Origin of the sequence: Allobosea sp. (genome assembly GCF_035944895.1) — a bacterium.
Classification (GTDB): Bacteria; Pseudomonadota; Alphaproteobacteria; order Rhizobiales; family Beijerinckiaceae; genus Allobosea.
Map to the genome: position 1 here is coordinate 241,585 of NZ_DASZAT010000005.1, position 17,181 is coordinate 258,765.

The following is a 17,181-nucleotide window of genomic DNA, read 5'->3' on the forward strand; positions in this document are numbered from 1 at the left end:
CAATCGTCTCCAGCGCCGGCTCGGCCTGTCCGAATTGCACGCCCTGACGGTCCTCCGCCTCGCCTCTCTCGGGCCGAAGGAGGGCCGTGACTGATGGCAAACCTCAAGAGCATCACTGTCACCATCGAGGGCGACCCGTCGCCCAAGACCTTCAAGGGTCGTGACGCCTGGGCTTTGGACAACCTCATCCTCGCCGGTTCGAAAGGTTGCACGCCGATCGACCATCCGGGCCCGCGCTGGAGCCACTACGTTTTCAAGTTGAGGCGCGGTGGCGTTGGTGTTGTCACCCATGACGAGAAGCATGCGGGCCCCTATGCCGGAACCCACGCCCGCTACGTCTTGAGTGTGCCCGTCGTCGTGATCGAGCGGAGGGCAGCATGAGCGAGGTAGTGCAAGCTACCCTTCCCACCGTCGAAGGCGCGTGCAATCCGCGCGCCTTCGACGCCGGCTCGTTGGCGATGGCCGCGATCCATCTCGATCACGCTTTGGCTCACCTCGCGATGGGTGACACCACGGCGCTCCTGCGCTCCGCGCAGAAGTTTGCCGCGTGTGCCGCTGCTGGCGTTGAGACCTTGCCGGCGGCGGTCAAGCAGATGGACGAGGAGGCCCGAGCCAATGGCTAGCAAAAGCCCTCACCGCCAGCCTCATCCGTGCGCAGGGTTGAGTAAGCGCGCTCATGAGGTCTTCGAACAGATCGCCATCGGCAACGACCTCGCGGGACACCACCCGCGCATTTTGGACACCCTCGTCTTTCGCGCGCTGATCGAGCGCAGCGAGGAGCAGGTGGCCGGCCCGTTCGCCAACACCACTATGACCATCAGCCGGTATTGCGTGCCGCTGCCGGTGCACATGGCGTGGTGCTCGTGGTGCAATGAGAACGCAGGGGACGGAGGCGTGCATGACTAATGCGCCGACGACCAGCCGCAGGCCCTGGATGGCCTTCTATGTCTCCGACTACATCGCAGACACGATGCACCTGAGCGCCACACAGCATGGCGCTTACCTTCTCCTCATATCGCATTACTGGATCCACGGCGGCCTTCCGACCGACGAAGCAATGCTTCAACGGATTGCGCGCATGAGTGCAGCGGAGTGGGCTGAGAACAGGCCTACCCTGGCCAAGTTCTTCAAGGAAGGATGGCGTCATTCTCGCATTGAGCGAGAGATGGAGGATGCCAGGGCGAAGTACGAAAAGCGTGCAAATGCAGGGCGTTGCGGCGGAAAGGCCTCAGGTCGCTCGCGTCGAAGCAATGCTTCAACAATGCTTCCTCAGCAGCGAAGCAATGCTGAACCAACCACAACCACATATAATTCAGTAGCTAACGCTACTGGCGTGACCGCCCCAGCTGAGCCTCCGGCGGTGACTGCCATCCCGGATTGGCGGGAACGCCTCTTCCGGCAAGGTCTCGCTTCCCTGCGGCAGTTGACGGGCAAGCCTGACGGCGCGGCGCGGTCGCTGCTGGGGCGCTGGCTCCGCGATGCTCGCGACGACGCCCGCAAGGTGCTTCGTGCGATTGAGGACGCCCAAGAACAGCAGGTTGCGGAGCCGGTCGCCTGGATCGAGGCGGCGCTGAAGGGCCAGCCGGCGCAGCGCGCGGATTCCATGTCCTTCCTGACTGCGAGGGCCTGAGTATGGAATTCATCGAGACCGCCAAGGCCGAAGGCATCCGCCTGCGCTCGTGGCAGCAGGGCAACCACAAGGCGACGTGCCCCTGCTGCTCCCATCTCCGCAAGAAGAAAACCGAGCCCTGCCTGTCCGTCACCGTGTTCGCTGATCGCGTCCGCTGGAACTGCCACCATTGCCAGTGGACCGGCGGCGCGGGCGGCCAGGAAGCCAGGCGCGCCCCTTATCGCGAGGTCCGCATGTTCAACCGTCCCGTTCGGATCGAGAATCCCGAACGCCCCGACAAGATGCTGGCGTGGTTCGCCGGTCGCGGCATTTCTGCCGCCACTGTCGAGCGCATGGGCATCTACCGCACCCGCCAATGGTTCCCGCAGATCGACGCTGAAGCGAACTGCATCGCCTTCCCGTACGAGTGGGCCGGCGCGCTTCGCAATGTGAAGTACCGGGATAACGACAAGAACTTTCGCCAAGAGAAGAACCCTGAGCCGGTGCTGTACAACGCCGACGCCATCAAGCCCGGCGAGGATTTGATTTTTGTCGAGGGCGAGATGGACGTGCTCGCGTTTATCGAGGCTGGGCTGTCCAATGTGGTCAGCCTGCCGAATGGCGCGCCGGAGAAGCCCGAGAGTTCTGACAGGCGCTATGATCCGCTGGCGACGCATGCCGTTGAACTGGAGGCCGCCGGGCGCATCCTGATCGCCACCGATATGGACGGGCCGGGCGAACTACTGGCGCAGGAATTGGCGCGTCGCATCGGCAAAGACCGATGCTGGCGTATCCGATTTCCAGACTCGAACGATGTCCAGACCAAAGACGGCAACGAATGCCTGATGGAGCATGGGGCGCAGGTTCTGCGTGAATGCGTCGCTTCCGCCGAGCCGTGGCCGGTCGATGGCCTCTATGGTGTCGACGACTTTTCGGAAACTGTTTGGGCAACCTATCGCGGACAGGGGCTCAAGCCCCTCACGGTCGGAATGGGCCGCGACATGGATCAAGCCTTCAAGGTTCTGCCCGGCCAGTTCGTTGTCGTCACCGGCATTCCGAACCACGGCAAGAGCCGCTGGCTCGATCAGGTCGCCGTTTCCATGTCGGACCTGCACGGCTGGCGTTGGGCCATGTTCTCGCCTGAGACCGGCAGCGATAACCACATCATCGACCTGTGCGAGATCAAGGTGGGACTGCCCTTCCACGAAGGCCCGACGCTGCGCATGGACGAGAAGGAGTTGCACACCGCGATGCGGTGGGTGCGGGAACATGTCGCCTTCATCGACTCCGGCGAGCACACGCCTTCGATTGATTGGGTGCTAGAGAAGGCCAAGGCCGCGGTGCTGCGCAAGGGCATCAATGCCCTGATCATCGACCCTTACAACGAACTGGAAGCCAGCCGGCCCGAGCGCATGCTGGAGACCGAGTTCGTCTCGCAGCTCATCAGCAAGTGCAAGCGCTTCGCCAAGGTCCACGGCGTCACCGTGTTCATGGTTGCGCACCCCACCAAGATTTCCAATCCGGCCGGCGGCAAGGAGCCCATCCCCGGCCTCTATGACATCGCCGGCTCCGCGCACTGGCGCAATAAGGCCGATGCCGGCCTGGTCGTTTATCGCGACTTTGAAGAGCGGTGCACGATGGTCATTTCCCGCAAGATCCGGCGCCAGCCGATTTGCGGCCATCCGGGCGCGGTGAAGTTCTGGTTCATGACCGCGACCCGCCGCTTTGACCCGGCAGCCGGGAGCTACCAGGTGCTTGGCGAGAAATCCGAGCCCAACGCCCGTCGCGCAGCCTGAGAGGACGCAAGATGACGATTCACGCCCATGCGTCCAATCTGGAGATGGACAAATTCGCCAAGGCCCGCCGCCTGATGAAGGAGGGTGCGACCGAGGTAGAGCGTGCTGCAGCACCTCGATCACATGGAAGCGAACGCAACTCGCACTCTAGCAGGCAAATGAAACGCGATTGCCGGCTCTGTCGCGCCCATAGCAGGTGTTTACCAATGCGCTTGCTGGCCCCGCCGAGAGACAAGATACTCTACGACCCGACCCGTCGTAACGAAATCCGAGTAGTGGGTTTGGGTTAGAGCAACTTGTATTGGCTTTCTTGGCCTTTGGTACGGCGCCTGCCTGCTGCTTGTTAGGCTTCGCGGGACTCGGTTTCTTGATCGGCGATGCGGGCGCCTGCGTGGCGGGGGCGGCCCCAGCTTTGGTCCCCGGCTCAGAGAGGGAACGAGTATCCGGGGTGCGTGCCGCAACTTTTGGCACCTCGTTAACAGTTGGGCCGCCACCTTCTGCCGGGCGTCCTAAATAGGCGTTGGCGACTGCCTTATAGGCGCAGACCGCCCCGCAACTGCGGAGGTAATCGTCGTAGCGCCCAGCAGCGCTCAGCCGCTTCCAATTTTCGTCATCCGCTTTGGTTTCGGATGCTCGCTGCCGCGTCAGGAGCAGCGTCAGGGCTGCTTCTCGGTAGAGGCATACATCGCCGCAGCGAGCGATATATGCCTCTAGCGCACTGCGCTCGCCTGCCATCTTTGCTCGTTGCCAGTTCGCCTCGTCCTTCACTTGGGCAACGGCGCGCGCTACCGCTGGCACTGGTGGTCCCACGGGCAGTGCGACGGGAGCTAGGTCGATCTCCGGTGCTTGCTCGCGCCCGCTGTCACGGCGGGCGGCGGGCTCCACTGATTGCAGGAGGTATTGCTGCAAGTCGGACCATGCGAGCGGCGCATCCTCGGGCTCGCTTGCGGGACGCGCTAAACCAGCGGCCCCCATCAAGAAGCGACTGGTGAACAGCCCGAGCTTTTGGCGCTGGTCCCAATTGGCCGGTGTCGCACCAGAGGTCGCGACCAGCTTGACGATGCCGTTCCCGGTGCGAGGCTTGGCTGGGGCGAAGCCCGGCGCCGAGACCGCAAGCAGGCTTTCGCCCTTGCGCCCGGTCTCGCCGGTGAAGCAGGCGTCGATCATCACGATCAACTGGCGTTGTGCGCCGATCTTCTGCCGGACTAGTTCCAGGTTGCGATATAGAGTCTGCAAGGCATAGCCGCTCCCGCTGGCATTGGGGTTCCCATCATGCGGCAGGAGGAAGGGCTGAGCAGTTGCTAGATCTGGCACGCCATGGCCCGAGTAATAGACGAAGACGTTGGACCGGCCCTCTACCGCACTGCGCCAAAGTTCTCCGCCCTGCGGATCGGCTTCGCTACCGAACATCTGTATGAGTTCGCCCTGAGTGGCGTCCTTTAGTACGAGGACGTTCTGCTCGCGAAAGCCGAGAGTGCTGGTGAGGTATGCCTTAACTGCTTCCGCGTCGTTATGGGCGAAATCGACCGTGCTAGCTCGCTTGTAGCTCTTGTTGCCGATTACGACAGCGATTGAATCGGTGTTGTCAGACAGGACAGGCAATTGTGCCCAGCCACGAGTTGGCAGGAGCGCCAAGGTCAAGACCAATCCAAATATAATTGCCCGCATGGTTTTCTCCTGACCTTGCGAGAGGTTGCCATGACGATGGCAGTTTGGCGAGCGTTAAGCGCCCCCGAGCAAGCCCCTGTTGGCCTATCACGCCTTCATCGGCTCATGGCCGGCGTCGGGTCACTCGGTGAGCGCCTTCTTGACGATGCCCAGCTCGCTCACTTCCGCGTCAGGAACAGGTGAGCTTCGTGAACGGCTTTTCGGCGGTTACTCGCCCGTGGGTTCGAAGGAGGGCGGTTCCGTCGAACTCAGGAATTGGCGCTTGCCCTCTTGCAGCCACTCTGGCTGGCGATTTTGCCAGCTGAGGGCCTTGCTGATCGAAAGAGGCACAGCATGAGATGGATGGCGCTGACGCTCATCACAGGCTCCGTTCTCGCTGGAGCCTACTCGGCCCACGCCGAAATCGCTCCGGAGTTCCGCGGCGAGTGGTCAACTGACTGGCACATCTGCAAGCAGGTAAACGGCGAGATCGACGTGCTGTCGGTCGGCAAAGACGACTTCGCATTTTATGAGGTGGGCTGCAGCGTGGGAGCCGCTTCGCCCATCGACGGGGGAATTAGCTACGCGGCCACATGCCAGAAGGGCGGCAGTCAGCTCACGCAGGGCAGAGCAGAGTTCCGCAGATCCGGCAACGCTCTTGTCCTGGCGCTCGAAGGCTTTCCGTGGGGCGCCAGCGACGGGCTGACCTTCAACCGCTGCAAATAGGGTTATCGGACGATGGCGCGATACTGCGATGCCTCGCCGTAATTCAGGCGTGGCCGCAGGCGGCGTTTCCCGCGGGGCAGGCTACTAGGTGTTGGAAATTTGCGTCTGGGCACAGTGTCGGAAACTTGGAAAGCGACGCTCTCATTTGCTGTGAACTGCGGCCGACCTCGGGGGCGCGGGCAGCAGGATCTGCTTGAACTATCATTTCTCTGCGGCAGGATGGTTCCGCGGTTCCAATATGACGGTGCACAGGTGAGTAGAGCCAAATCGACCACTGAGTGGTTTATTCGCGAGCACAGTTCCGCAGCTGCGGGCTTGGCCTCGGTTGGAGGGCGTTATGTCTTCGAATTAAGCAGCCCCAGCATCAAAGGGATTTTCACTGCAAGATTTACCGGAGTTGGAGTTGGCGGCGGCCTCGATTTTACAGTTGGGAGTGCCGTTTTTAAGGGGGCCGACTGGACCAAGTTAGATACCCGGATCAGCTTCAGCATTGATGATCTAGACGGTTCCGAGGGGCAGATATTTATCTTATCGGGCCGCTTTCTGGTCGGGTACACCCACGCTGAGGTATCGGCATGGAAAGGCAAGTCGAGCACGGGCGCACGGCAGGGAATATTATTCTGGGCCGCGCCGGTTTCCGGCAAAGTCACCAAACGCAATTTGCGGCCTAAGGCCAAAATTGGCGTTTATGGTGCTCATCTGGCCGGTACATGGAAGGTTGATCAATAGCTTCTCTCTTCCAGGGCGCTCATGCTTCCACTTTCCAGAAATCGGCCAGGTGGTTCAGCCCGTTGTCGAGCAGCAGCTTGCCGCCGAACGCAACGGGCGCGAGGTCGAGCTCCATGGACTCGCGGGATAGCCGCGGAGGCAGCTAGCAATATTCAGCACGCGGCCTCGTTGTACTCCTTGTGCAAGCCGGCGAGGCTTATTCAAGGATGCCGCAGCGGGACGGTGGTTCCGTCGAGCTCAGGCCGCCAGCCCATTGTATACCGCTCTTACGCGGGCTGCGTTCCGATTGCAGGGACGTGCAGTGAGGGGAACTGCGATAGCTAGCAAAGAGCGGATGCCGATGCTGCTGCGATGAATTGGCTGTCCAAGATATCCAAATCCTGGCTGCCGCTTTCCCTAACTGTCGAAGGCTCGAAGTTTTTGGTTTACCTGTTTAGAGACTACGCCTTAAGGTTGTACAAAACGTAGGGGGCAATCATGCGGGGCGTATTGCTTATGGCGGCTGTCGTGTCTGGCGGCTGCTCGATCCATCCTGTGCCGGACTACATCGGGCCCGACAAAACCATCAACATTGCGAAGCGGATTCGCTGCGAGGCTAGAGACGCGGTGAAGACGGCCTTTATTAGTAAAGCTCGCAGCAGCCCCTCTTTGAAAACAAGAGCGTATGCCGAAGCGCTCGCCGCAGAGAAAACGCCTATCACCAAGATCGACTATGCTGCTTTAGATGATCAAACGGCGGCATTCTTTAGGAAGTACGACGGCGCTGGCATCGCTTACGATTTCCGCTTCGACATAACGGAATCGGGCGGGGCGGGCGGCGACCTAGATCTTTTGCGAACCATCAGTGGCGGATCGATATCGCTTGGCGTCAATGCTAGGTCCGATCTTATGCGACAAAACCTGCGAACCTTTCTCTTGAACGATACATTCATCGGACTGCTGACTACGATGACCGCGGGACATTGCCAGGGTTACGAAACCGGGGAGAACTGGCTTTACCCGATCACCGGTTCGATCGGGTTGGCGGAAATGGTCAAGGCGTTCATTCAGATCGACGAAACTGGCGCCTTCGTTCCGAGAGAAGGGCAGGACGCGGCGACGTTGATTGATACGCTTGAATTCACAACTCAGTTCTCGGTATCGGCCCAGCCGAGCCTAGTCTTGGCGCCTGCCGGGCGGCGGTGGCAAACAACGGGGCTTTCTGCGGGGCAGGCGGGCATTGGAGCTGGCCGCATCGATAAGAACAAGGTCGCAATATCGATTTCAGCGGAGGTGCCTAAAGAGGAAGTCGTTGCGGAGATAGTTGTTGCGCCTAGGGCCGATGCCCGCCCTCGTGCGCATTATCCGGCTAGGGTGGATGTTAGACCGGTCGAGAAGCCGATCGAGCGGCCGAATGCCGCCTCACAGCCAAAAGTCCGCGCCAGAACACCTTCAGAGATCAATGCGACGAGGGCAATTCAAAATCAGAACCTCCTTCAGTTCTACGACAACACGCGAAGGCTGTCGGATGAATTTGGTCTTCCGTCGTTCTAGTGCGCACTGCCAGGTCGAAATCGGGCGTCTCCGACAGCGGCATTACTTCGTCTGGAGGGCGTTCATATGAGGCCGAAGATATGGATCGACAATGGGGCTTGGGACTGGCTTTTTGATCACGAGATCGATCTAAGCGCCGAACTCCCCAAAGCCGACTTCGAACTGCTGATTACGCGTCAGATTGAGATTGAGATGCGGATGATCAGACGCTCTGAGGTACGCGAATTTGCTCAGGCGATGATGATAAGATGCCCGATCGAAGTTCGAGCGCTGTTTGGCTTCGATGATCCAAATGTAAATGAGGGGATGCGGCGCTTCGGGGGCTTGGATGAAGGGTACTGGGCATCATCGGCTGAAGTCACATTCATTCGGCAGCAGAATTCAAAGCGCGAGCAAAACAAGCTGCGCGGATCTGGGCTTTATCAGCACGAAGGCGATATTGCCTTGGCAGCGAAATCCTTTGAGGACGTTGTAATAACGGCGGAGCGGAGGGGCGGCGCCCTCGGCGATGCAGAAGCCGCGGGGGGGCGTATCGTGCGGCTGCACCTATTAGCCGGGCAGAGCTTGTCCTTGAGAAGTGCATGCGCCCAAGCGCTCGACGGATCGATGTGACTTCAGCTGACCCAGCCGCGCCTCAGGCGCTGGCGCTAGCGGGCTTCAACCGTATCCGCGTCACAAGCTCTGCCCGTAATTATGCTCTCGGATCTCGGGCGACCCCGGAGCCTCTTTAGGCCTTGCACAGAATGCCCGGAACCGTGGCTGATCCTGCCACGCGCTTGGGTGCACTCTGGCTCACTGTCTACCATGGGCAGGCGAGAAGCAGCGAATGGCAAAAGTCACGAAAATCCGTAGGCACCCCACTAGACCCGACCGCAGCCCCGAGCTGTTCCCCGGCAAATTGAAGCGCTTCCTGGTAATCGATGAGAGTGGCTCAGGAGGCTTTGTTGCCTATTGCGATACTCGGCGCTGGTGGTGGGTCAATGAAGTTGAAGACGGCGTCAAAAGTCGCAGCACCTACGTCTGGATGTTCGTCGATGACGAATTGGTCGGCGTTCTAGACATCCGAGAGTATCGCATGTCGTGGATATCGAATGACCTCCTCTGGAGGCTCATGGATTCAGAGAGCAAAGAGGCCGTGGACATGGCCGAAATCCTCATTCGATGTTGGCGCAACGTTTGGGAGGATCTCGCTTCTGAAGGGTCGATCGTTCTTCTAAGCCAGCTTTGGGTTGCTCAGAAGCATGCACGAAGTTCTCGTTGGAACGACATCCTCCAGCAGCTGCTCGCAACTCGGTTCAAACGGCGCTGTATGACGGTCCTGAAGGCGTTCCCCCTCGAATACGAAGCGAAAGGAAAGCAGCCGGGCTTTCGCTTGCGGCACCAAGCGCTGATAAGGCTCTACCGCAGAGTGCTGGGTGTTGAACCCTTCCCGGGAAAGCCAGGCCACGAAGGGTGGCTCTATGCCATCCCGGAGCGCGTTCTTGGGTTGGGCGTCAGGAAGCCTAAAAAGCTACTATCCATCCGCCGCCTTACCGCGAACGATTAGAGCGGCCTCGTCACGCAATGAGGGTGGCTCGGTTGGCGCTGTGCGACGCTGCCTTCCCGTAGGCCGCGACCCATTCGGCTTCTGTCATGGGCGGTGATGCTCTCTGATCGTCGCCGCCTTCCTCTGGCATCCTGTCGCTCACCACGTACCGGGTGCGCTCGGGCGACGTCGCTCGCTCAAGCGCCGCGAGGCGCCTTTCCAGTTCGCGGCTCATAGCTCCACACCCTCTCGTTCAAGCTGAACTAGAGCGTGGTGAGCCTGCGGATCACTCTTCGCCAGCCATTCACGCCAGTCCGGCCCATGCTCGGCTTCAAGCTGGTTGTTGCAGGCGCGGATAGCTGCCGTCAGCTCCTCATCCGTCATCCGCTCGATGCGCTTGTGTAAGCCGCGTTCGGCATGGCGTTTGGTCTCGACCTTGACGAGGCGACGCTGAAGCTCGCGGCTCATGCGGCACTCCTACTTTTCGGCGCACCGAGGATGATGCGCGCTACCGGATCGTTCGGCCCGATCCTGCCATCAGCGAGCGCTTGCCGGTGCTGCCGCTCAACCTCTTCTTCTGTGCCGAGGAGAGTGAGGCTCTTGCGCGGCTTGCGTGCTCTCCGAGCCGTCTCCAGCTTTTCGAGCCGACGCGCCAGGGCTGTGGTCATGTGTCAGCCCTCAAGGCTGCCGTGATGGCCGGCAGCCCGTTGCGCGCGAACGCTTCATTTTCCGTTCCCAGCAGCCGCTCGCGAATGGCGATGACCTGAGCCGGATCAGACAGGATTGCCCTTACTTGGGCGTCGCGCAGTTCCTTGGTCCGCCTATCGACAACTGGCCGGCGGCGTTCTTCCAACTTGATGATGCGAGCCAGAATTGCGCCTGTCATTGCAGCGGCTCCGGCTCGTCGAGCAGATCCAGACATTCCTCGTGCGAGAGACCGCAAAGTTCGATGCGTTCGAGCGGGGCCGCCGGGTCGTCGGAAACCGACCACATGATGAAGCGCTCAACCTGAGCGTCGCGCGCCAGCTCCAAGCGCTCGATGCGCGTTGCGATCTGCCTCGTCATGTCCGGCCCCCTTCCAATACCGCGAGCCTTCGATGCAGGTCCGTCACCTCGATCGCCTTGGCGTGAGCGTCGACCAGCTTGCCGAGCTCAGCCGCCTCTGATGGCGTCAGCTCTCCACCGGCAACCGCCTCCATGATTGCCTGCGTTGCTTTGGGCAGATCGTCCGCCGTTTCGATCTTCGGCAGATCGAAGGTGACGGGCCGATCGCGGCGAACGGGGGCGAGACGATCCATGCAGAGGCGCAGCGCCGTAATGTCCCCCGCCATCGCGAGGGTGATTGCCTTCTTCGTCAGTTTCTCCGCTTCGCCCTCGAGCAACGCCTCGATCGCGAGCGTGACCTTGTGACGGGCACCCTTGGGCTTGCCGGCAGGGTTGCCAGACTGCCCCGGTTTGAACGGGATGCCGCGCTGCTTCGGAGCTGTATTTGCAGCATCACTCATGCGAGCCCTCGGATCATCACCCAGCCGACCATGGCGAAACTCACGGCCATCAGCAGAGCGTCGCCCCTTGCAGGGTGCCGGTGGAAGAGGCAGTTTACGACGCAGATTGAGGGAGCACTGATGGCCACCGCCAAAAGCTTGGGTAGTGCTCTGATCGGCGGCGCGGTCCTGGTTCCCATTCTCCTCCACTCGGCAGGCTTCGGCTGGCTCGGCCCATATGCGTTCACCGTCTTGCTCGTCGGAGCTGTGGTCGTTGCCGCGGACGAGACGATCAAGCGCCGATTGGGCGAGAAATGAGAGACGCTGTAGAGGCCGTAGGTATGGCCGCTATCTTGATGTTGCCAGCTCATCCGTGGGGCCTACTGCTGTTCGTCGTTTGCTGCGGCTGGCAGGTTTACAGGCGCACCTCGCGGCCTGACCGTTACCTCAAGTGGCGAGGCTGACAGTCCACCGAGCTTGGCCGCCTCATCTGCGAAGTCTTGGACAAAGCGCAGCGCGCTCGGGCTCTGGCTCGCGACCTTCGTGGCGCGCTGGATCATCTTGAGGTCGCCGGAAGCCAGCATCTTGCCGATTTCCTTAGCGAGCCCCTGCTGGATCTTCGTATTGCCGCGCCTGAGAGCTGCGCCGGTCAACGCGCCCGCGACGGCGCTCGCTGTGTCGCGGCCCTGGAGGAAGCCAGCAGCGCCGCCAACTGCGGCAGGAGCTGATGCAGCAGCACCACTCATCAGAAGCTGTTGGATGGTCGTCGAATTTCCCTTCACCGCCGCCTGCAACGGTAAGAGGGCGCTTTCGACTGTGAGCGCGGCCTGAAGCTGCGTCGCCTGATTCTTGCCGAGAGCAATCTCGACGCGCTCCCGCATGGCCGGATTACCGAACACGGACTTCACCACGTCGCGCCCGTCGCCGATCTCGCGAATCTTGGCGATGAGATCCGATCGGAAGCCTTCGGCGAACAGCTCGCGCTCGGCCGGCGGCATGCGCCCCACAGCCTTGCGGGCCTCATCGTTCGCCATGCGCGACATGACGAATTTCTGGCCGGCCTCAAGCGCGTCCTCCGCCTGGAAGAAGTGGGCAGCGCCGGAGCGGGCTGTCTTGAAGGCGGGGAACAGCTCGTCCAGATGGTTGACTAGGCCCTTGCGCAGGTTGCCATAGTCGCGAGCGAGGTCGTTATTGCCGGAGCGAGCAGCCTCGCCGGCCTTTCCGCGTAGCTCGCGCTGGACGTAATCCCAGAATTGGCCGTTGGGGTACGCGATCGAGCCATCAGCCTGGCGGGCGAGTTGAAGATTGCCGGCCGCGTCTGTGGTGAAGGGGTTGCGGATCGGCGGCATGCCATCGACGACGGTCTTGTTCGCCCCGGTCTTGACCACCGAGCGAATGGCATCCTGCACGGCAGGGGCCTGCGCAAGGTTCTCGAGTTCGGGCGTCCACGCCCCTTTCTCGCTCTGCCTGCGGAAGAACTCATAGGCCGGGGCATTGCTCTTGCGCGCTGCCGCCTGAAGCTCGTCCAAGGTTTTGCCGGCGCTCGATGGACCGAAGCCCTTGAGGATATCGACGACGCGGTCCCCCTGGCTGGCGAACCGATCGGAGACAGCACCGGAGAGTGCTTCACCGGCCTCAGAAGACAGATTGGATGCTGAGCGAGCCAGCCGGCGCGTCGTCTCGCCGCCGATATCGCCGATGACGGCATTGGCTCCAGTGGACTGGAGTTCTGCTAGCCGGGCGGCCGGGTCCGTCACGCCGTCGCGGGCGAGGGCTTCATTGATCCGGCGGGCGGCCTCACGCTCGGGACCAACCGCCGATCGGAATGGAGCCGAAACGTTGCTGGCGAGCTTTCCGGTCGCGCGAGCGAATGCCTCTGCACCACGAACGAAGGTAGGAGCCGCGCCGCCAATAGCGCCACCGAGAGCAGCGCCCTGTAACCCGGCCAATGCCTTGTCAGCCGCCCCGCCGTCGCTCTCGACCGCGCCGGTAGCTGCGCCATAGAGCCCGCCGGTCGCAGCAGCGTTGACCGTAGCCGCGCCCCTGACGCCCTCCTTCACAACATTGACGCCCGGCAGGACCATAGCCGTACCGACGAGACCAGCGCCTTGCCCGGCATAGCGGGCCGCCGGGTTCATCAGTTTGTCGGCTTCGTCCATGGCGCGTTGGCGCTCAAGGTTGGTGCTGTAGCGCTCGCCGAAGCTCTGGCCGTCGCCTAGGCCTATCGCGGCATCAGCCCCGGCCGCCAGCTTGTCCATGCCTGGAATCCAGCCGGCGAAGCCGCGGGCTGCTGCATCCATGTTGCCGAAGACGCCGCCGCGGTCCTGCTCCTGTCGGATGCGCACGGCATCGGCGAGATAGCCGGCCTGGCGCAAATCGGAATCGCTGCCCTCGCGCTGGGCTCGGGTGGCAAAGCCATTGTTCGGGCTGGCTGGGGTATCGGCTGCAAATTCGTCAGGTGACGAATTCCCGGGCGGCGGCGCGTCGAATTGGTCGAAGACGTTTCCTCCGTTGGAGGGAGCGTGCATGGCGGCGGCGCCCCTGCTCTGAGGCGCGGCTCGGGTATCGAACTGGTCGAAAATGTTCCCGGCCATGTCTATTGCCCCAGAGCTGAAGCGGCAGCGCCGCGACCGTACTTCGCGTCGAACTGGTCGCGAACGCCGGGATTGGCACGCAGGAACTCAATCGCTGCCGCCGGGACACTCCCGATCTGAGCCTGCGAAGGCTGCCGGGCTTGCCGCTGGCCTGATGGCTGCTGCCCCGACGACGCGCCAGCACTAGGCCGTCCCTGCGCATCCCACTCAAGCGGGTGCAGCCCGGATTTGCCGCGAAGGTCATTGATGCGACCGCGCGAGATATCGCGCTGCCGCGTGGCCAACGTCATCATGCGATCGAGCGTGCGTTCGCGAATATCGGGCGGCGTGCTGGGGTCGCCTAGCAGACGCTGAAACTCCGCCATCTCGCGCTCGGTCGTAGCGCCCTTGAGGAGCGCGGACATGCTCTTGATGGCTTCCATGGACATGATCTGCCCGAACTCGCGGGTAGCCATCGCACGCTGCTGGTCGAGGACGATGCCGGAGCCTGGCACGGTCCCGAGCATGCCGCCAACGCCGGCAAGCGGGCCGGTATAGGTCTGGCGGTTCAGCTCCTTGGCGCGGCTGAGCGTCGCCAGCGTGCTATCGATGTTGGGCAACTCGTCTTCGGCGGTGAAGAGCGCCTTCTGATCGCTCGCCGACATGCCTTGCTTGGCCTTGTTCGCCGCCTTGTCGCGCTCGAATTCAAGGATGCCGCCCTTGTAGCCCTGGCGCTGGGCATACTCGTATTCTTGGACGCTGGTCGGGGCGTTCTGCTTCTCCTTGGCGTATTCGGTCGGGCCTCTCGCGGTCGTCCAGCCCATGGCCTTGGCGTACATGTACTCCTTGACGGATTCGGGCGCCTTGGACTGCTCCAGCTTGTCCTTGAGGAACAGCTCGCCCACAGCCTGAGCATTGGCCGGCAGGTTCGGATTCGCGAGAGCGGTTGCCAGCTTGCCGATGTCGTTCTTGTAGGCCTCCATACGCCTCGTATGGCCGTACTCGGCGAACTCCGCTTGCGTCGTCGGACGGGGCATGTCCTTCGCCAGGACCGGCGCAACCGCACCCGAGCCGGTGTACTGCGCCGGCTGCCCTGCGCCGGGTAGCGCTAGCGGCTGGGGCTGGGACTGCGCGGCCGAACCGCCAGTAGCGCGAGCGAGGGCCGCCGCGTCGGACTGCGAAGCGGGCGGCACTACAAAGCCATCAGATCCCGCCACCGGAGCATTGCGCCCCTGTGAAGCTGCGAAGGCCCGCGAGCCGCCGTCATTGCTGTTCGGGTCGATCTCGACGGGAGCCGGCAAGCGCTGCTGTGGCATCTGAGCGATAGCCGGACTACCACCCGCCGCAAATCGATCAGCGTTGAGGTCGTAGGGCCGTGAGGGCGGAAGCACTGCGCCTCGGCTGGCTTGCTGCTGGGCAGCCTGGGCAGCGTCGCGGCCGAGATTGGCGAGTGCCGAGCCCATCCACGGCTGAGACTGCCCCTCGCTCTGGAAGACGGGAGGTAGGGGTGCGGCCTCGGTTGCCGCAGTGGTCTGGTCGAACCTCTGCGCCGACATCGGCTGCGACGGCGCGCCCGTCACATTACCCATGGCATCGACAGGGGGCATGTTGCCACCCTGGCCGCTCGGTGGGATGAAGAACCCGCGCTCACCGGAGCCACCTTCGGCATAGCGTGCGCCGGGAGCCGGAGCATCCGCCATCCGCGTCGCGCTGCGTGCCCCGAGCTTCAGATAGTCCATCAACGACGTGCCGTTGGCGTCGCGCGGATTGTACTGGCCGCCGCTCGCGATGAACTTGGCCAAGCCCTCCTTGCCGCCAAGGTGGGCGACGTTGCGCATACCCTCCGCCGTAACCGGAATGCCGTTAATCGAAGCGCCGATCGCCTTGTCCAAACCGTTGCCGGCAATGAATCGGTCAATGTCCCCGAAGTGCCAGTTCTCAGCCGATTTCTGAAGCTCCGGCGAGCGCATGAACTGGTCGGGCGTCGTGCCCTGTGGGATGGCGCCGGCTGCCGCAGCTTCCTGCAAACGCGCCTGTCCAAATTGGGCGCGGCCGAAATGCCCACGCTGGCCACCAGCGCCAACCTCGTTGTTCTGAGCACCCCAATTGCCGCCGCTTTCGCTAGTGTTGAGCGCGGTGGGAAGTGCACTCCCGGTTCCGGCGTCGTACTGCCCAAGAGTGCGGAGAGATAGGCCACCGGGGGCGGGAGAGCCCGAATCGCTCCCAAGCGCTGACATCAGGCTGCGGGCAGCATCTTGGCCAAGCTGACGCTCAGCCGCCTTCTGCTGCATCTGGAGCAACCCCACGCCAGTGCTGGCATCGCCGGACCTGAAGGCGCGTGCAGCAGCAGAATTGAGGTCGCCCTTCTCGATATCCTGGCTGATCCCGTCACGCGCCCACTTCTTGCCGACGCTATCAATCGCGCCGTTCAAATTGGCGAATGCGTTACTGAAATCGTAGTAGCCATCAGCCATCAGGCTTGTCCCTTGCACTCGCGTACAGCGTGGAACGCGTTGAACTGCTCATCCACGGCGCACCACGCATCGAGAGCCTGGCCATGGAGCATGTTGAAGGTCTCTCGATCTCCGGGCGCATGCAGGAGCAGCGTCTGCATCTGCGCCGAGACGTTCTGGAGCAGCTGGGCAGCCTGCACCGAGCCCACGAGGAACTTGCCGTAGGGCAGGGGCGGCGCCACCGATTCAGCTTCTGCAGATTGGCGGAAGCCGGCGAGCGGGAGTTCGTCTGCACCCTCGATCATCAAACTACCGCCTGTCGATCGTCCGATCGCCTCGCCGCGAATTGAGCGATGACGCAGAGACGGATGACGCTCGACATGGACGTTGAGCGGCGGCGAGCTTCCTGCTGGAGCGCGTCTTTCAGCTCGGGCTCAGCCGCGAAATTGATATGGGCGGTTCGCTTGCGGGTAGCGGTCTGCATGATGACCTCCAATGACGAGGTCATAATAGCGCAATGAAAGAAAATATTCAATGATATCAATATATTGATCGCTGTTTACCGCTGGCGTTCACCCCTGTTCGCTGGTGTACGTGTCAACAAATCTGATCAGCGATTTTTGCTTGGCCAAGCCGTACGCCACGACGCGTTGTGAGGCGCGCTGCTAACCGTCTAGAGACAGTATTGGCGGCTGGATGGTCCCACCTCCTCAGGCTTGGTCCGCCTGTTGAGCTATCTCTACGGCTCCTGAAAGTAGTGGATTTGGCCTGGTAAACCCGCTTCTCCCGACTGTCCCGGTTTTCCCTTATGCTCCCGCACACGAGTTGATCCCGGCGCGCCTCCGCTTCCTTCTATGCCTCCAGCAAAGTTCTCTCGACCCTTTTTCAGGTCTTTTCGGTAGCTCACGATAACGAAACCACCATTCCCCCCAGCTCCGCCGCCGCCACCTGCGCCGGAGTATTGCGCCCTGTTAGGGGTGGGTTGGGAGGCATCACCGCCAGCTCCGCCCGATCCTCCAGCCATGCCAGACGCATCAATAGTTCCGCCCTCTGCATCAAAGTCGCCAAGAACGCGAAGATAGAGGAATCCTCCGTGAAGCCCACGA

At 62.0% G+C, this 17,181-nt stretch carries 21 protein-coding genes; 11 read left to right on the top strand and 10 right to left on the bottom strand.

Annotation, left to right across the window (positions count from 1 at the left end; genetic code table 11):
* Positions 1–93 precede the first annotated feature (93 nt).
* Genes VGV58_RS03555 through VGV58_RS03575 form a run of 5 tightly spaced genes read left to right on the top strand, consistent with a single transcriptional unit; the run spans position 94 to position 3,405 of the window.
* A complete protein-coding gene (locus tag VGV58_RS03555) occupies positions 94–381 on the top strand; it encodes a winged helix domain-containing protein (RefSeq protein ID WP_326872596.1) in 288 nt (95 codons plus the stop codon).
* Positions 378–623 (top strand): hypothetical protein, encoded by a 246-nt coding sequence (locus tag VGV58_RS03560; RefSeq protein WP_326872597.1) that lies wholly within the window; start codon positions 378–380, stop codon positions 621–623. Before VGV58_RS03555 ends, VGV58_RS03560 begins: the two co-directional genes overlap by 4 nt.
* Entirely contained in the window at positions 616–906 is a 291-nt protein-coding gene (locus VGV58_RS03565) for a hypothetical protein (protein ID WP_326872598.1), read from the top strand. The genes VGV58_RS03560 and VGV58_RS03565 overlap by 8 nt, the downstream gene beginning before the upstream one ends.
* A complete protein-coding gene (locus tag VGV58_RS03570; RefSeq protein WP_326872599.1) occupies positions 899–1,630 on the top strand; it encodes a YdaU family protein in 732 nt (243 codons plus the stop codon). Before VGV58_RS03565 ends, VGV58_RS03570 begins: the two co-directional genes overlap by 8 nt.
* Positions 1,631–1,632: 2 nt before the next feature.
* Complete coding sequence (locus tag VGV58_RS03575) at positions 1,633–3,405, top strand: AAA family ATPase (protein WP_326872600.1); 1,773 nt, start codon at positions 1,633–1,635, stop codon at positions 3,403–3,405.
* Between the two features lie 147 nt (positions 3,406–3,552).
* Here the strand turns inward: VGV58_RS03575 and VGV58_RS03580 are convergent, their stop codons facing one another.
* Positions 3,553–5,073 carry a caspase family protein gene (locus tag VGV58_RS03580; protein WP_326872601.1) on the bottom strand — a complete coding sequence of 507 codons (1,521 nt, stop codon included), beginning with the start codon at positions 5,071–5,073 and terminating at the stop codon, positions 3,553–3,555.
* A 333-nt stretch (positions 5,074–5,406) separates the two neighbouring features.
* Here VGV58_RS03580 and VGV58_RS03585 point away from each other — a divergent pair, with 333 nt between their 5' ends.
* The 5 genes from VGV58_RS03585 (at position 5,407) to VGV58_RS03605 (ending at position 9,586) form a co-directional block, all read left to right on the top strand.
* On the top strand, positions 5,407–5,778 hold the full coding sequence (locus VGV58_RS03585; RefSeq protein ID WP_326872602.1) for a hypothetical protein: 372 nt from the start codon (positions 5,407–5,409) through the stop codon (positions 5,776–5,778).
* 252 nt (positions 5,779–6,030) lie between these two features.
* Positions 6,031–6,507 (top strand): hypothetical protein, encoded by a 477-nt coding sequence (locus VGV58_RS03590; RefSeq protein ID WP_326872603.1) that lies wholly within the window; start codon positions 6,031–6,033, stop codon positions 6,505–6,507.
* 495 nt (positions 6,508–7,002) lie between these two features.
* Complete coding sequence (locus VGV58_RS03595; protein ID WP_326872604.1) at positions 7,003–8,040, top strand: hypothetical protein; 1,038 nt, start codon at positions 7,003–7,005, stop codon at positions 8,038–8,040.
* Between the two features lie 66 nt (positions 8,041–8,106).
* The gene (locus VGV58_RS03600; RefSeq protein WP_326872605.1) at positions 8,107–8,652 is read left to right on the top strand and encodes a hypothetical protein; all 546 of its coding nucleotides are present in this window, start codon (positions 8,107–8,109) and stop codon (positions 8,650–8,652) included.
* A gap of 214 nt (positions 8,653–8,866) precedes the next feature.
* On the top strand, positions 8,867–9,586 hold the full coding sequence (locus tag VGV58_RS03605; RefSeq protein WP_326872606.1) for a hypothetical protein: 720 nt from the start codon (positions 8,867–8,869) through the stop codon (positions 9,584–9,586).
* Positions 9,587–9,796: 210 nt separating this feature from the next.
* Here VGV58_RS03605 and VGV58_RS03610 read toward each other — a convergent pair whose 3' ends face one another.
* The 5 genes from VGV58_RS03610 to VGV58_RS03630 are packed head-to-tail and all read right to left on the bottom strand — an operon-like array spanning position 9,797 to position 11,070.
* Complete coding sequence (locus VGV58_RS03610) at positions 9,797–10,033, bottom strand: hypothetical protein (RefSeq protein ID WP_326872607.1); 237 nt, start codon at positions 10,031–10,033, stop codon at positions 9,797–9,799.
* Positions 10,030–10,233, bottom strand: a complete 204-nt coding sequence (locus VGV58_RS03615; protein WP_326872608.1) for a hypothetical protein — start codon at positions 10,231–10,233, stop codon at positions 10,030–10,032. Before VGV58_RS03615 ends, VGV58_RS03610 begins: the two co-directional genes overlap by 4 nt.
* A complete protein-coding gene (locus tag VGV58_RS03620; protein ID WP_326872609.1) occupies positions 10,230–10,451 on the bottom strand; it encodes a hypothetical protein in 222 nt (73 codons plus the stop codon). Before VGV58_RS03620 ends, VGV58_RS03615 begins: the two co-directional genes overlap by 4 nt.
* A complete protein-coding gene (locus VGV58_RS03625) occupies positions 10,448–10,630 on the bottom strand; it encodes a hypothetical protein (protein WP_326872610.1) in 183 nt (60 codons plus the stop codon). The genes VGV58_RS03620 and VGV58_RS03625 overlap by 4 nt, the downstream gene beginning before the upstream one ends.
* A complete protein-coding gene (locus tag VGV58_RS03630; RefSeq protein ID WP_326872611.1) occupies positions 10,627–11,070 on the bottom strand; it encodes a DUF5681 domain-containing protein in 444 nt (147 codons plus the stop codon). The genes VGV58_RS03625 and VGV58_RS03630 overlap by 4 nt, the downstream gene beginning before the upstream one ends.
* Positions 11,071–11,190: 120 nt before the next feature.
* Between VGV58_RS03630 and VGV58_RS03635 the strand changes: the two genes are divergently transcribed.
* Positions 11,191–11,367 (top strand): hypothetical protein, encoded by a 177-nt coding sequence (locus tag VGV58_RS03635; protein WP_326872612.1) that lies wholly within the window; start codon positions 11,191–11,193, stop codon positions 11,365–11,367.
* A gap of 62 nt (positions 11,368–11,429) precedes the next feature.
* Here VGV58_RS03635 and VGV58_RS03640 read toward each other — a convergent pair whose 3' ends face one another.
* Genes VGV58_RS03640 through VGV58_RS03655 form a run of 4 tightly spaced genes read right to left on the bottom strand, consistent with a single transcriptional unit; the run spans position 11,430 to position 16,559 of the window.
* A complete protein-coding gene (locus VGV58_RS03640) occupies positions 11,430–13,643 on the bottom strand; it encodes a hypothetical protein (protein WP_326872613.1) in 2,214 nt (737 codons plus the stop codon).
* A gap of 2 nt (positions 13,644–13,645) precedes the next feature.
* Positions 13,646–16,096, bottom strand: a complete 2,451-nt coding sequence (locus tag VGV58_RS03645; RefSeq protein WP_326872615.1) for a hypothetical protein — start codon at positions 16,094–16,096, stop codon at positions 13,646–13,648.
* Entirely contained in the window at positions 16,096–16,380 is a 285-nt protein-coding gene (locus VGV58_RS03650) for a hypothetical protein (protein ID WP_326872616.1), read from the bottom strand. The genes VGV58_RS03645 and VGV58_RS03650 overlap by 1 nt, the downstream gene beginning before the upstream one ends.
* Positions 16,380–16,559, bottom strand: coding sequence for a hypothetical protein (locus VGV58_RS03655; protein ID WP_326872617.1), 180 nt, complete (start codon positions 16,557–16,559; stop codon positions 16,380–16,382). Before VGV58_RS03655 ends, VGV58_RS03650 begins: the two co-directional genes overlap by 1 nt.
* Positions 16,560–17,181 lie beyond the last annotated feature (622 nt).

Excerpts from the sequence above, each read along its gene's own strand:
- VGV58_RS03625 (WP_326872610.1), bottom strand. The coding sequence starts at position 10,630 with ATGACGAGGCAGATCGCAACGCGCATCGAGCGCTTGGAGCTGGCGCGC.
- VGV58_RS03645 (WP_326872615.1), bottom strand. The coding sequence starts at position 16,096 with ATGGCTGATGGCTACTACGATTTCAGTAACGCATTCGCCAATTTGAAC.
- VGV58_RS03580 (WP_326872601.1), bottom strand. The coding sequence starts at position 5,073 with ATGCGGGCAATTATATTTGGATTGGTCTTGACCTTGGCGCTCCTGCCA.
- VGV58_RS03575 (WP_326872600.1), top strand. The coding sequence starts at position 1,633 with ATGGAATTCATCGAGACCGCCAAGGCCGAAGGCATCCGCCTGCGCTCG.
- VGV58_RS03630 (WP_326872611.1), bottom strand. The coding sequence starts at position 11,070 with ATGAGTGATGCTGCAAATACAGCTCCGAAGCAGCGCGGCATCCCGTTC.
- VGV58_RS03650 (WP_326872616.1), bottom strand. The coding sequence starts at position 16,380 with ATGATCGAGGGTGCAGACGAACTCCCGCTCGCCGGCTTCCGCCAATCT.
- VGV58_RS03565 (WP_326872598.1), top strand. The coding sequence starts at position 616 with ATGGCTAGCAAAAGCCCTCACCGCCAGCCTCATCCGTGCGCAGGGTTG.
- VGV58_RS03600 (WP_326872605.1), top strand. The coding sequence starts at position 8,107 with ATGAGGCCGAAGATATGGATCGACAATGGGGCTTGGGACTGGCTTTTT.
- VGV58_RS03595 (WP_326872604.1), top strand. The coding sequence starts at position 7,003 with ATGGCGGCTGTCGTGTCTGGCGGCTGCTCGATCCATCCTGTGCCGGAC.
- VGV58_RS03605 (WP_326872606.1), top strand. The coding sequence starts at position 8,867 with ATGGCAAAAGTCACGAAAATCCGTAGGCACCCCACTAGACCCGACCGC.
- VGV58_RS03570 (WP_326872599.1), top strand. The coding sequence starts at position 899 with ATGACTAATGCGCCGACGACCAGCCGCAGGCCCTGGATGGCCTTCTAT.
- VGV58_RS03615 (WP_326872608.1), bottom strand. The coding sequence starts at position 10,233 with ATGACCACAGCCCTGGCGCGTCGGCTCGAAAAGCTGGAGACGGCTCGG.
- VGV58_RS03560 (WP_326872597.1), top strand. The coding sequence starts at position 378 with ATGAGCGAGGTAGTGCAAGCTACCCTTCCCACCGTCGAAGGCGCGTGC.
- VGV58_RS03620 (WP_326872609.1), bottom strand. The coding sequence starts at position 10,451 with ATGACAGGCGCAATTCTGGCTCGCATCATCAAGTTGGAAGAACGCCGC.
- VGV58_RS03655 (WP_326872617.1), bottom strand. The coding sequence starts at position 16,559 with ATGCAGACCGCTACCCGCAAGCGAACCGCCCATATCAATTTCGCGGCT.
- VGV58_RS03635 (WP_326872612.1), top strand. The coding sequence starts at position 11,191 with ATGGCCACCGCCAAAAGCTTGGGTAGTGCTCTGATCGGCGGCGCGGTC.
- VGV58_RS03555 (WP_326872596.1), top strand. The coding sequence starts at position 94 with ATGGCAAACCTCAAGAGCATCACTGTCACCATCGAGGGCGACCCGTCG.
- VGV58_RS03610 (WP_326872607.1), bottom strand. The coding sequence starts at position 10,033 with ATGAGCCGCGAGCTTCAGCGTCGCCTCGTCAAGGTCGAGACCAAACGC.
- VGV58_RS03585 (WP_326872602.1), top strand. The coding sequence starts at position 5,407 with ATGAGATGGATGGCGCTGACGCTCATCACAGGCTCCGTTCTCGCTGGA.
- VGV58_RS03640 (WP_326872613.1), bottom strand. The coding sequence starts at position 13,643 with ATGGCCGGGAACATTTTCGACCAGTTCGATACCCGAGCCGCGCCTCAG.